This is a genomic window from Methanobacterium sp. CWC-01 (assembly GCF_030323845.1).
GTDB classification, from domain to species: domain Archaea; phylum Methanobacteriota; class Methanobacteria; order Methanobacteriales; family Methanobacteriaceae; genus Methanobacterium; species Methanobacterium aridiramus.
The window spans coordinates 123,799-135,789 of sequence record NZ_CP040735.1 but is presented as its reverse complement, the minus strand read 5'-3'; the positions used below and the strand labels follow the sequence as shown (position 1 = coordinate 135,789).

Here is an 11,991-nt window from a genome sequence, read left to right as displayed (position 1 = left end):
GGACACTTGATTATGGTAAATATGAATGTGCCATAAATTATGGAGCAAGCCATGAATCCTAAAGTTTCGGTGATTGTTCTCAATTGGAATGGTTGGGAGGATACGGTGGAGTGTTTGGAGTCGTTGTATCGGGTGGATTATCCGTGTTTTGATGTGGTGGTGGTGGATAATGCTTCGGAGGATGATTCTCTTTCTCGGATTAGGGAGTATTGTCGGGGTGATCTGGGGGTGGAGTCTCCTTTCTTTACTTACACTTCCCGGAATAAGCCCATTGAGGTTTTTGAACTGACTGAAGACCAGATAGAGGGAGGTTTAGGTGAAAATGATGGGAATAGTTTTAATTTTTATAATTCTAGCTCTTTATATAAACTTACCCTCATAAAAAATCGGGAGAATTATGGTTTTGCGGTGGGTAATAATATTGCTGTGGAGTATGCCCTGGAGATGTTTGACCCGGATTATGTTCTCCTTTTAAACAACGACACCATAGTTGATCCTGATTTCTTGAGTAATCTGGTCATAGTGGCGGAGAAGGATGAAAAAATAGGACTTTTGGGACCACTAATTTATTATTATGATGTGGATGGTCAGCGTGATGTAGTGGCCAATCTGGGAGGTAAGGTGAATATTTCTCAATACCCCGGTTACTATGATCTGGTTGAAGTTAACCGGTTGGAAGACTTCCCCGGCTCTTTAATCGAATGTGACTGGATCTCCGGGGCAGCCCTTCTAATGAAAACCAGAAAAATACCCATCCACACCCTTAACCCGGAGCTCTTTTTTGGATGCGAAGACATTGATCTAGCAATTAAACTAAAAAAAAAGGGTTATAAATCTTTAGTAGTCTTAAATTCATACATATGGCACAAGGAAGCGGTTTCTCGAAAAAAAAGGAGTTCAGATTCGGTAAATAGGGCTTTAATGGAAATTAAATCCAACTTAACCTTTCTCAAAGCCCATAATCATCATTACCATCGATACTTGCCCCTTTATGTGCTTCAAATAATTAAATTGTACCTGACAGTCTTATTGAAAGGTTAAGAATAAAATTTTAAGTTTTTTTCATTTTTTCATGTTTATTTAGAAATTCCATGGCCTGATTGAAACCTTCCATCATGTTTTGATAGGTAAATCCATCCTCAATAATCTTTTTAGAAGCTTGTCCCATCTTCTCTTCCAGGGCATCATCAGATAAAATTCGGTACAATGCTTCAAAGAGAGCTTCAGAGTTTCTTTCCTCCACCACATATCCATTAATCCCCTCTTCGATCATGAAGGTGGTTCCCACTGCATCACTGGTTACCACCGGTTTTCCGAAATACATGGCCTCGTTAACCACCAGGGGACAGGCATCCGCGTAGTGGGTGGTTATGGATGGGAGAACAAACACATTGCAGAGCAGGTAATAGGCCCCCAGAAGTTCATTATCGATGTTTCCCATAAAATAAACTTTGTTTTCTAACTTCAGGTTTCGAGAAATATTCTCCAGCTCTTCCTGGCATTCGCCCTCACCTAAAATAAATAAAACCACGTTTTCCATCTTTTGTCTTAATTTTGCAAATGCAGGAAGCAGGTACTGAACCCCCTTAAGATCGATGAGCCGTCCCACGAATAAAACAATCTTTTCACCCTTTAAATTATTTTCCTGGATAATCATATCCCGATGATGGTAATCCTGGTCTTTCAGGGTGATGTTACTTACATTGGGCATGATAAATATTTTTTCAGTACTTACCCCTAAGTTAGAAAAAAATTCGCAGTGTTTAATGCCTGGCACTAGCACTGCGTCTGCATGACGACCAAAAAATCCTGCAAAAAATTTTACCAATTTTCTTTTGAGAGAATGGACATTCCAATCCCAATCTTCTCTCCACAGGATAAAAGGCCTTTTTTTAAGTTTAACAATGAGAAAATAAAAAATGGTTTCAATTAGATCGGAGGGAGTATCCCAACTTCCCCCTACAAATACATCATAATCCCCCATAACTCTTTTAATAGCACCCCAGGCTAACCCCAACCTTTTAGGCACCACCCTGTAATTCACGCCATCCATACCCGGAATTTTCTGGGACAACTGGGTTTGGTAGGTCTGGTTGTACCCTTCCACATTGGTGAACAGAAATTCAACTGGATAAGATTGGCTTAAAGCTTTAAAGAAGGGTTTTCGGTACCACATAGCGGTGTGATGTACAAAAAGTATCCTGGATTTTTGGTGGTTATTGTCCTGGTCAGCTACCACCATACCTGGCTACCCCCATTATCATAAACTCTACTCTTTCTTTCAAACAAATTGGAATAGGGTGACAATTCTACACTGATAATGTCATTGCCAATATCTATAATCCTATTGTTACGGACATTGACGTGTCCTAAGAAGATATAACCCTCCTCTATGGTTTGGTTCCAACCAAAGAAGGAGTCATTTATTTTCCTATCCTGAATATTTTCCCCATAAGCTGTGAAAAACCTGGAAACCTCTCTTCCATCGGAATATATTGTAAGATTTTCCTGTCCATAATTATATAGCCACTGGGATGATTTAATCTCAGTATTATAGATGAACAGTTCCTGGCGGATGATGCTGTCATTTTCGTACTGTGCAGAGTAGGGAGTGCCTAGTAGGCTATAATGTAGGTAGGTTACACAGGTAAACAGGGAAATTAAGAGAATTAAAATTACTACCACATCCCATTCTGGTTTTTTTATCCATCTAGCAATGGTTATGCAGCCAATGATAAAAACCGGTGCTAGAAATATGATCAACTGGAAGAATAACCGGGAGGCATCGTAGGCAATGGATATGTAGGGCAGGGCCACGAATAAAACCAGAAGACTTATGGATATTACTATTCCCAGTAAAAATTGGGTCCCGAATTTTGATCTATAGTATTTATATTTGCGTAGGAGGGTGTAAAGGCCCACCAGTATAGTGGCAAACATAGCGTCGTGGACCAGGACGCTGATGGTGTTGGGAAGTGATTTAAGAACCACACCCAGAACACCGAGTACGTAAGCTCCCCGGGTGGATATTAGTGCCGATGTTGTTCCACCACCCCCGGCTGCAGCCGCCGCCACGGTTCTGCCCACTACCTGTGCTCCACTGGCAAACTGAACCTTGGCCACCAGGAAGTACCAAATCAATATGAAGGTCAGGGAGATAAGGATGATATCCATGTTGGTGAAGACCAGTTTCCGGTCTTTAAACAAACCCTTAAAGAATGGTAAGAGTAATATGGGCAAGATGAGCACGAAGGCCACGTAAGCTGTGGAATAATGGGAGATAAGAGTGGAAACAATGAAGATCACAGTTAGTACCTTTTGGGCTGATTTATTGATTTCAAAGTCAAATACCACCATGATGGTCAGGAAGAAAAAGAGAATGGCAATCTCCTGCCGTACTGCACCTAATAAACTGATGAAGAATAGCTGAAAAACAAAGAGAATTCCAGCAAAGAAGGCATATCTCCTGGAGATGTATTTATTTGCCACCAGGTAGACGATCAGTGGAATTATGGAGCCTATAAAGGCCATGAAAACTTTAAAGATATACTCTCCCTGCACTCCCGAAAGCACATGGTAGATGAGGGGTAGAATGTTTACACTGATACAGGCATTGTAAGCATTATAATATGCATTAAGATCCCAGTGGAAGTTGGAAAGACTTAACTGGAAACAGTAGTACTCCAGATGGACATCCCGGCCCATGAGGTAGGAGGAGGTCAAACCGTACATTAAAAGCAAGCTGAGGCTAATTAACCACAATGCCAAAGGATATGTAGCCCAGTGAACCCTTTTTTGCAAGTAAACAATGGCAATTAGGTATAATGGTATCAAGAACAGCATGATTAAAAGCAGGATATTATTCTGGCTGATGTTCATAAGGTAAGTTCCCAGAATGGCCAGTAACGGTAATAAAAAAGGAAATATCAGGGGAGAAATTAATTTATCCTCTAAATTCATCTTAAAATTAAAAGCATCAGTAATTTCAAAGTCATCTTTATTCCGCCAGTAAGCCACAATGGCTAAAACAATTAAAACAACGTTTAAGGATATCAGTACGGGTGCTAAGGATAATGGTTCAGGGACCAGCGGATATATGGTGTTGAGTAAAAGACCCACACTCATCAGGAAAAAAATGCTCAAACCCACCCACAAGACGATTTTTTTTAAAAAGTCCATTTGTGTGGGCTTTATGACTAAATATATCAATAAACCAGGAACAATGCTGAAAAATAAAAAGCTTAAAACCGGTTTTAATATAAACAAGTCTAGGATGATGGACAAATCTATTAAAAGAAGCATTAAAAGCAGTATTGCCATGAAATTTTTGATATTGAGCTTACTTGATTCAAACATCCTTTGTTCACCTGATGACTGGAAGACTTCTATTTCATCTCTTACACCCTCAATTTGGATATTGGATTTTATGATTTATTGCTTTTGTAATTCGAGATTTTGAGGGATTAAAAATAGCTTGAATTTAGGTTTTATTTGATATAATGGTATTATATAGTTTTTCCATTTTTAAGGCAACGCTCTGCCAGGTGTATTTTTCTTCCACCAGTTTTCTCCCTCTGGTTCCCATCCCCTTCTGTAACTTTCCATCCTGAAGTATTTGAATTATTCCAGCTGCAAGTTTTTGTGGGTCTTTGGATGGGACTACCATTCCGGCCTGGACTTTTTCTAAATCAGCAGCCACACCCACTATTTTAGTGGTGATCACTGGTGTTTGGCAGGCCAGTGCCTCCAGGGCCACTATTCCAAAACCTTCCTGGAGTGATGATATGGATGGCAGCACAAAAACATTGGCTTTACTGTAATATTCAGCTATTTTTTTGTCGGGTATGAATCCTGCAAAGTCAACGTTGGCTTCCAATCCCCAGGAATAAACCAGATCCTGGTAGAAGTTTAAAAGAACGCCCTTTCCACCTATAATTAATTTAACACCTGGAATTTCTTTTTTAACAATTAAGATAGCCTTTAATAAATATTCCAACCCCTTGTACTTGTGAAATTCATCAAGAAGGCTCAGGAAGAAAATTGTGTTTTCTTCTTTTTGAGCTTCAGGCCCGAATTTATCCAAATCAACCCCGGTGGGTATAACTTCCAGTTTATCCTCATAATTTTTTAAATGGGAAGAGGACTGCAGATAACCCGCTTGGGTTATAACTATCTTTTCAGCCTGTCTAAGTACTATTTTGAGGGCAGTGGCATTATAAACCTGTGCAATTGAATTTGCAAGGCCTCTGCCGATGATGTCATTATGGTAGGTGACAATTAAAGGCTTTTTCTTTATTTTAGAATAGAAGGCACTCCAATCAGCACTCCAGGGAGTGGGTATGTGGGTATGTATTAGATCACAGTCTATTCTGGATAGTGAGAGTGGGAGATGGGGCGTGATATTGGTGTTTGCAATTTTACCGGTATAAGACAATCTTTTTACTTTAATACCATCCACAGTATCTTCGTCAAGTGATGGGGGTTCATTAGCACAGATTACTTCCACTCCATTCCCGGCTTTAACCAGTTCCCGGGATAGATAATATACGTAGTTTTCCACACCACCGGTAAAGGGATAGAATCTAACTGGAGTTTGCAGTATCTTCATAATGGTCACTTTGTATAGGCACGCTAAAATATTGATTGGGACTTATATGGTAAATTCGGTAAATCAGGTGGATTTAATAACCTCCTGGTAGAAATCCTCCAGGTTCAGCACTATCTCATCCCAATCATAGCCTCGGGCAAATTCAACACACGCCGCTTCCAAGTTTTTCTTATTTTTTAATCCAGTGATGATTCCATCAGCCAGGGCAACTTCAGATCCTTCAACGATAAAGCCGTTTTGATTATTCTTTACCAGCTCTACTGCAGCATTCATGGGATGTTCAACCACCACCACTGGCAATCCACAGGCATTGGCTTCCAGGACTACCATACCAAACCCTTCTCTCTTACTGGGAAACACGAAGACCTGGGATGACTTCATAATCTTTAGAAGTTCATTGTGGTCCTTTAGAAAGCCGGTGAATTTTATATTCCTTTTCAACTGGAGTTCCGAAGCTAATAATTCAAGATTATCACGTTCTGGACCGTCTCCAGTTATAAAACATTTCAGATCAGGATGAACCTCTTTCACCAGTGGCAGGGCTCGGATCAGAAGATCCACACCCTTTTCTGGGATTAGACGGCCTGCAAATATGACATCTGATACCTGGGGGGATGGTTTTAATCCTTGTATTCTTTCAAAATCCAGGCCGTTGGGAATTATCCGGGCATCAATCTTTCGCTGCTTCTGCAAATCCTGGAAGGTTCTGTAAGACACAGTAATGAGATTACTGGTCAGGTGGACCATCAACTTTTCTACCACCCTACCCAGGACACCCATCCTTCCCAGGTAACGGTACCAGTATTCTCCCCACACCTCATGGAGAGTTATAATCAGTCGGGAACGTCCAACTAGAGAGTGGAACCAGGCAGTGAAGCAGGAAAAGAAGGGAAAGCCCTGACAGTCCACCACATCAAATTTTTCCCTGAATAACGGTCTTAAAAGTTTTAATGCGAAATAAATGGCCTCTTTTATGGATCTGCGACTCCCACTGTAGATGGAGATGGGCTTTGAAACTCCATGGAATATTATTCCATCTTTCACCAGATCTTCCTGGTTAATTTCGTCCCACCACCAGCCCAGGGTGTACCAGTGCACCTCATGTCCCTGGAAAGCCAGTCGCCTAGCCACTTCGTATACCCTCATCTCCGCCCCTCCAGTTACCCAGGGATAGGCAACGTCGTAGATGAAGGCTATTTTCATTTTAAAAAACTCCTGATTAAATAAATAACATACTCGGATCTTGAACTAGTTCTTATCTAATTTAATCTTTTCATCCTTATTCAGTAACAGTAAGCTCAAGAACATGCCTGAGAATATGGTTTGGATGCCTAGAATGGACAGTATCATGGCAATCATGGCCTGCTGTATCTGGGATAGGGCACCAAAACCCCCGGCACTCCAGTTATAAAGCACGTTAAGACCAATTATTACTCCACAAAGCAGGAGTAAAAGCCCCAGAAGCAGTTCCTTTTCTAGGGAATGGTAGCTTATGAGCTTCTTTTTTAATCGAGAAGAAGTGACACCGTAGGATTCGGCGAAAGCCCCAAAATAGAGCCAGGAAAGCAGCAATTGATAACCGATGAGAAGTAACAGGCTGCCTAGGATCAGGGAGTGCATCCGGGATTGGCCGGCAAACCATACAAAGGAGGCCAGGGTTACACCTACCACCAGAGCAATAACTCCTGGAATGAGCAGGAAGGGCCCGGGACGGTATAGCATCATGAATCGGAGGTGTCTCCAGCCATCTGAAAATGAGCTGAGCTTCGATTCCCCCTCTCTAGGGTAATAGGTAATGGGGACTTCGGCTATTCTTAACTTTTTCCGGGATGCTTCGATGACCATCTCTGAGGCGAATTCCATTCCCGCCGTTCTAAGGCCTAACTTTTTCCAGGCCTCACTGGTCATGGCCCTCATACCACAATGGGCATCAGAGATTCCAGTTTTAAATAATATATTCAGCACCCAGGTGAGAAATGGGTTGCCAATATATCGATGAAGAGGTGGCATGGCTCCCTTTTTTATGTCTCCTTTTAACCGGGATCCCATTACAAATTCTTTGCCATCATTGATAATAGGCTGGATAAATTCATAAGCTTCACTGAGGGGATAGGTGCCATCTGCATCCCCCATTAAGATAATATCTCCAGTGGCTTCGTTAAGACCTCTCCTATAAGCATTGCCGTATCCACGATGGCATTCGTGAATAACTCTGGCTCCGGCTTCTTCAGCCTCCCTGGCAGTATTATCCGTGGATGCGTTATCCACCACAATTATCTCGGTTTCCAGGCCCATTTCCTCTAATTTCTCTTGGGGTATTGACTGCACTGTTTTTCCAACAATACCTTCTTCATTAAGGGCGGGGATAACCACAGAAATCTTCATATCATCACTCTTAAGACAAACTCTTTGATTTTATTATTTATTCTTTTTAGATATGGGTTTTTAAAATATAAGCCTTTTTCATTATCTAGAAAAAAATGTGATACGTTCAAAAATCCCTATCACCGGTAGAAAATCAGGTAGGATACCACCATCAGGATGATGGCCAGTATCACCATCACCATGGCACTTCCTTTATCAGTACCAAAGATGATGGGTATGGGTCCAATCATCACCACTCCCCCACCACGTACTTGTGAAGTGCTCTTAGTTGACTCTTCACCTTTGGCCGGAGAAAGGAGGAGTGATCCCACAATTAAGACAAAGATTCCCAGGATTATGGCCATTATCCCAATAGTTACTAAATATTCACCCCGGATTATCAATAAATCACATCTAATCTTTTTTTATCCGGTATTCTGGTTCACCCGTTTCATCCCGGACTTCCAGTAACTGCAGTCTGCACATGATATCCAGGGACTTTTTAAAGTCTTCCGGGCGAGATGATTCGCTAAAATAATTTAAATAGACCAAATCTGGAAGTGGATCTTCTGCATGGTATAGCGCATCGGTTAAATCCTTAATCATGGATAGATTCATCCATCCACCTGCCTGACTAAGGGCGTGGTACAGATAAAAGTAATGGAACATTTCCAGTTCTTTTTGTGGATCCAGGTTTAGATCTTCCTCTATCTGGCCTTTTATTCCCTCAGCTAGGGATTTAACATGTTCCACTTCATCAGGAGGGATGATCATCATGACCTGCAACTCCTCCCTGATAAAAGAGCTCCCCCGGATTATGTGCATTCGATCTTCCTGAAAGAGCATTCCACCGGCATCTTCCAAGTATTCAGCCAGTTCATCGAACCTGTATACTCCACCTTTAAATCTTATGATCCGGTACATTTTTAAACCTATAAACCCGTAATCATGGCTTTATCCACTTTCCAGAACCGTTATGCCTGTTTTTTCACCTAAAAATTCTAGATGAACAATCCATCGCGGTTTCTCATGATCTAACTGGAGTTTACACCTACCAAGGATTTCATTTTCAATCCTGATTATTAGTTTCTGGCAGGAATTAATATATCTTCGCTTCCTCAGGTAGCAGCGTACTGTGAAGGTCTCTCCTGGACGAGCCTTAGATCCGATGCAGTTAACTGCCCGTTCTGTTATTTGGTTACCGCAGGTTTCAACTGTACTTTCTATGTATATGGCCCGGGATATAATTTTAGTAGGGCTTTCACGCAGGAAATGGTAGGTTTCCAGGGGATTATTTTCCATTTCCACCATTACCGTGTTGGGAAACTCTGATTCCTTAATAAAAAAATCTACTCCTCTATTTTGGAGTAATTTTTCTAGTTCTAGTATTCCTATGAGTTCCTGGCCATTCCACCTGTTCCTGTTGCTGTCGAAGTGTATCAATAGGTCAAATTTTTCACTTCCCATCTACATCACCTTAGTAATACCTTAGCAATATATATTATTAATACGTATTACATATATATTTAATAGTATGATGAGTGTGGAGCTATTGTTAACAACGGTGGTATTCCTCCTAATCCTGACAGGAATAATTGGAATTGTTGAAGAGAGGTCTGAAACCGCTCATCTAACCCGGGAAGCAGCTGAAGCCAGGATAATTGCAGAAAGAGTTGCACAATCACTGGAAGATGCATATTCTGGTGGGGAGGGTCATGAAATTATGGTGGAAATTCCAGCAGAAATTGATGGGATGGACTACCTGGTAAAGGTTAACTCATCTGGAGTATTTGTGGATATGGATAATCGAATTTGCTTCAGCTCGTCTTCTGTGCCCAGAGTCACTGGCCCCAAGCATACTGAGGAACAAATATTCCTCTACCCCACCGTTACCTACAGGATCACCCACCAGAGGGATAAGGATGGAAACCACTTCCTGGTTATTAGTGAGAAACTCTAAAAAAACTAACAAGGAGGAAGATGATGGATAGCAGAGCACAGATTTCCATTGAATTTATGCTGATAGTGGCGATGATCCCCCTGATGGTGTTATTATTTGGTTCATTAACCAGTGAATCCAGTGAACTCACTATAGCCATGGCCGCGGCACGCAATGGTGCCACCCAGGGTGCTAATCTGGACAGTCTGGCCTTTTACCCGGATCAGGCTTTCTCCAATTATACCCATAAAAACCAGCGCTTGCTTTTACCATCCAAAATCCAAATCCTTAAAGTTGAATACAATAATCAAGGATATAATTCGGTGTATCAGAGAACCAAAATACAGATCAGAGTACATGCATCTGATCCCACCCTAAAAAACCAGGACGACAAAAACTGCATGGGGGAACGCATAAACTATTATGTGCGTAAAAGTATATCAGGCTCTTTCAAGACTGATTACATGACCAACAATGCATTTAATCCGGTTTTTTCTTACAGGTATTATTACACCACTGCCGATGTTAAATGGTGTTGACCTTTTACGCATAAAACCATTAAAACATTAGATTAAACTGTTTTTTAAGAAATAGGCCAGTAAGATTCCCAGTAATCCAAAGAACATACCAATACCCCACACCAGTATCACCACGTTCTTTTCTTCCATGGGACGTCTCAAAATCCAGCGTATCAGGGAGTTAAAACCCCCTTCTGGCACTTGCAGTTTACCATCCTGTCCTACCTGGGTGGGTTGGTGGTTCTGTCGTTCCATAACCCCCACACTGTAAAATTTGAGCAAACTATCAATGATGTTGGGTAGGAGTACGATAAGAGCAATAATCTTAACCCGTCCAATAAATGCCACCACCACGATGGTGGCTCCAATGATGAGGGTGCCCACGTCCCCTGGAAAAACCCGGGAGGGGTGGCGGTTGTAATATAAGAAGGCCAGGAGTGCTCCTAGCATGGCCATGCTGATTAAGGCCACATCTATTTTGCCCATGATAATGCAAGAAACCGAGAGAGAAGTCATGGCAATGGCTCCTAATCCGGATTCGATACCATTCAAACCAGCCAGCATGTTGGTAAGGTTGGATGCGATGGTAACGGCAAAAGGCATGGACAGCATGTAGATCAGGCCTACATTCGGTGGTGCGATCCAGATTAGGGGTAATCCCGCCAGCCAGAGCAGTATTAACTTCTCCCGGGAGGAAAGCTGCACCAGATCATCCACCATCCCCACAATACCCACCAGTAAAATTACCAGCAGGCTCACAATAAGTTGTTCCTGAAATTGGGGATATAAATAAACTCCCAAAAACATTCCTATGGCGAAACCGAATAAGATCCCAATACCACCCATCTCCGCTACCAGTGGCTTGCTGGGTTTGTGTATATCTCGACCCACTATCTCAGCACCTTTAAGCTTCCTTATGAGCCGGGGCATGCTTAAGAAGGTAATTAAAAAGGCCACAATTCCACAGATACTGGAGGAAATTAAGAGGCCCTGATACTGGGTTATGACGTTGAGGTCCATACTCCAATCACCTTAAGAAGATATTTCATCAACATTACTACTCACCAATCTATAAATTGATCATCTTTTCATCAAAAAGTACACACTCCGCAGGGGAATGTCCAGTTGCTCAGCTATTACCCTGGCACTCATTCCTGACTTATGGAGTTCCTTCACCCTATTCACAGTTTCATCATCATACTTTCGGGGTCGACCAGGGGTCAATGTTTTCTGGATGAGGTGGTAGATGCTTTTTAAGGGGATGTCAGTTTCATGGGCTATCTCCCGTGGTGTTTTACCCTGGGAGAGAAGTTCATTTATCCGTTTAACTTCTTTATCACCATATTTAGGTGGTCTTCCACTTCTTTTTTCTGGTTCTACTATTACCCCCAGATTTTCAAGAGCATCCAGATATTTGGGTGAGGTACGGACGTACAAACTGGGCGGACATTTAATCTTCACCAGATCCGGGTGCAGCTCTAAAAGCTCCATAATCCGCTGGATAGTCAGGGGCTGGGACACATAAACTTCCTCCACCATACTCACCCATCATCAATATACAT

Annotated in this window: 13 protein-coding genes; 3 read left to right on the top strand and 10 right to left on the bottom strand. The window is 41.8% G+C overall.

Features of this window, described 5'->3' with window-relative positions:
• Nucleotides 1-51 precede the first annotated feature (51 nt).
• On the top strand, nucleotides 52-1,041 hold the full coding sequence (locus FGU46_RS00625; protein WP_286475469.1) for a glycosyltransferase family 2 protein: 990 nt from the start codon (nucleotides 52-54) through the stop codon (nucleotides 1,039-1,041).
• A 10-nt stretch (nucleotides 1,042-1,051) separates the two neighbouring features.
• Here the strand turns inward: FGU46_RS00625 and FGU46_RS00620 are convergent, their stop codons facing one another.
• The 8 genes from FGU46_RS00620 to FGU46_RS00585 form a co-directional block, all read right to left on the bottom strand.
• Entirely contained in the window at nucleotides 1,052-2,242 is a 1,191-nt protein-coding gene (locus tag FGU46_RS00620) for a glycosyltransferase family 4 protein (RefSeq protein ID WP_286475465.1), read from the bottom strand.
• The gene (locus FGU46_RS00615; protein ID WP_286475463.1) at nucleotides 2,233-4,356 is read right to left on the bottom strand and encodes a DUF2206 domain-containing protein; all 2,124 of its coding nucleotides are present in this window, start codon (nucleotides 4,354-4,356) and stop codon (nucleotides 2,233-2,235) included. The genes FGU46_RS00620 and FGU46_RS00615 overlap by 10 nt, the downstream gene beginning before the upstream one ends.
• 124 nt (nucleotides 4,357-4,480) lie before the next feature.
• Entirely contained in the window at nucleotides 4,481-5,608 is a 1,128-nt protein-coding gene (locus FGU46_RS00610) for a glycosyltransferase family 4 protein (protein ID WP_286475461.1), read from the bottom strand.
• Nucleotides 5,609-5,671: 63 nt separating this feature from the next.
• Nucleotides 5,672-6,811 (bottom strand): glycosyltransferase family 4 protein, encoded by a 1,140-nt coding sequence (locus tag FGU46_RS00605; RefSeq protein ID WP_286475459.1) that lies wholly within the window; start codon nucleotides 6,809-6,811, stop codon nucleotides 5,672-5,674.
• A gap of 45 nt (nucleotides 6,812-6,856) precedes the next feature.
• Nucleotides 6,857-7,993, bottom strand: a complete 1,137-nt coding sequence (locus tag FGU46_RS00600; RefSeq protein WP_286475457.1) for a glycosyltransferase family 2 protein — start codon at nucleotides 7,991-7,993, stop codon at nucleotides 6,857-6,859.
• 119 nt (nucleotides 7,994-8,112) lie between these two features.
• Complete coding sequence (locus FGU46_RS00595; protein WP_286475455.1) at nucleotides 8,113-8,376, bottom strand: TIGR00304 family membrane protein; 264 nt, start codon at nucleotides 8,374-8,376, stop codon at nucleotides 8,113-8,115.
• A 10-nt stretch (nucleotides 8,377-8,386) separates the two neighbouring features.
• Nucleotides 8,387-8,896, bottom strand: a complete 510-nt coding sequence (locus tag FGU46_RS00590; RefSeq protein ID WP_286475453.1) for a methyl-coenzyme M reductase family protein — start codon at nucleotides 8,894-8,896, stop codon at nucleotides 8,387-8,389.
• A 30-nt stretch (nucleotides 8,897-8,926) separates the two neighbouring features.
• Entirely contained in the window at nucleotides 8,927-9,439 is a 513-nt protein-coding gene (locus FGU46_RS00585) for a THUMP domain-containing protein (RefSeq protein ID WP_286475451.1), read from the bottom strand.
• 67 nt (nucleotides 9,440-9,506) lie between these two features.
• Between FGU46_RS00585 and FGU46_RS00580 the strand changes: the two genes are divergently transcribed.
• The gene (locus FGU46_RS00580; protein ID WP_286475449.1) at nucleotides 9,507-9,932 is read left to right on the top strand and encodes a hypothetical protein; all 426 of its coding nucleotides are present in this window, start codon (nucleotides 9,507-9,509) and stop codon (nucleotides 9,930-9,932) included.
• A gap of 20 nt (nucleotides 9,933-9,952) precedes the next feature.
• Nucleotides 9,953-10,450 carry a hypothetical protein gene (locus FGU46_RS00575; protein WP_286475448.1) on the top strand — a complete coding sequence of 166 codons (498 nt, stop codon included), beginning with the start codon at nucleotides 9,953-9,955 and terminating at the stop codon, nucleotides 10,448-10,450.
• A gap of 27 nt (nucleotides 10,451-10,477) precedes the next feature.
• On the opposite strand, the gene FGU46_RS00570 is transcribed toward FGU46_RS00575, so the two are convergent.
• Both FGU46_RS00570 and FGU46_RS00565 read right to left on the bottom strand, forming a co-directional pair.
• The gene (locus tag FGU46_RS00570) at nucleotides 10,478-11,449 is read right to left on the bottom strand and encodes an MraY family glycosyltransferase (RefSeq protein ID WP_286475446.1); all 972 of its coding nucleotides are present in this window, start codon (nucleotides 11,447-11,449) and stop codon (nucleotides 10,478-10,480) included.
• Nucleotides 11,450-11,509: 60 nt separating this feature from the next.
• Nucleotides 11,510-11,968, bottom strand: coding sequence for a helix-turn-helix domain-containing protein (locus FGU46_RS00565; RefSeq protein WP_286475444.1), 459 nt, complete (start codon nucleotides 11,966-11,968; stop codon nucleotides 11,510-11,512).
• Nucleotides 11,969-11,991 lie beyond the last annotated feature (23 nt).

Coding starts and splice junctions, on each gene's coding strand:
- FGU46_RS00625 (WP_286475469.1), top strand. CDS start 52: ATGAATCCTAAAGTTTCGGTGATTGTTCTCAATTGGAATGGTTGGGAG.
- FGU46_RS00620 (WP_286475465.1), bottom strand. CDS start 2,242: ATGGTGGTAGCTGACCAGGACAATAACCACCAAAAATCCAGGATACTT.
- FGU46_RS00615 (WP_286475463.1), bottom strand. CDS start 4,356: ATGTTTGAATCAAGTAAGCTCAATATCAAAAATTTCATGGCAATACTG.
- FGU46_RS00610 (WP_286475461.1), bottom strand. CDS start 5,608: ATGAAGATACTGCAAACTCCAGTTAGATTCTATCCCTTTACCGGTGGT.
- FGU46_RS00605 (WP_286475459.1), bottom strand. CDS start 6,811: ATGAAAATAGCCTTCATCTACGACGTTGCCTATCCCTGGGTAACTGGA.
- FGU46_RS00600 (WP_286475457.1), bottom strand. CDS start 7,993: ATGAAGATTTCTGTGGTTATCCCCGCCCTTAATGAAGAAGGTATTGTT.
- FGU46_RS00590 (WP_286475453.1), bottom strand. CDS start 8,896: ATGTACCGGATCATAAGATTTAAAGGTGGAGTATACAGGTTCGATGAA.
- FGU46_RS00585 (WP_286475451.1), bottom strand. CDS start 9,439: ATGGGAAGTGAAAAATTTGACCTATTGATACACTTCGACAGCAACAGG.
- FGU46_RS00580 (WP_286475449.1), top strand. CDS start 9,507: ATGATGAGTGTGGAGCTATTGTTAACAACGGTGGTATTCCTCCTAATC.
- FGU46_RS00575 (WP_286475448.1), top strand. CDS start 9,953: ATGATGGATAGCAGAGCACAGATTTCCATTGAATTTATGCTGATAGTG.
- FGU46_RS00570 (WP_286475446.1), bottom strand. CDS start 11,449: ATGGACCTCAACGTCATAACCCAGTATCAGGGCCTCTTAATTTCCTCC.
- FGU46_RS00565 (WP_286475444.1), bottom strand. CDS start 11,968: ATGGTGGAGGAAGTTTATGTGTCCCAGCCCCTGACTATCCAGCGGATT.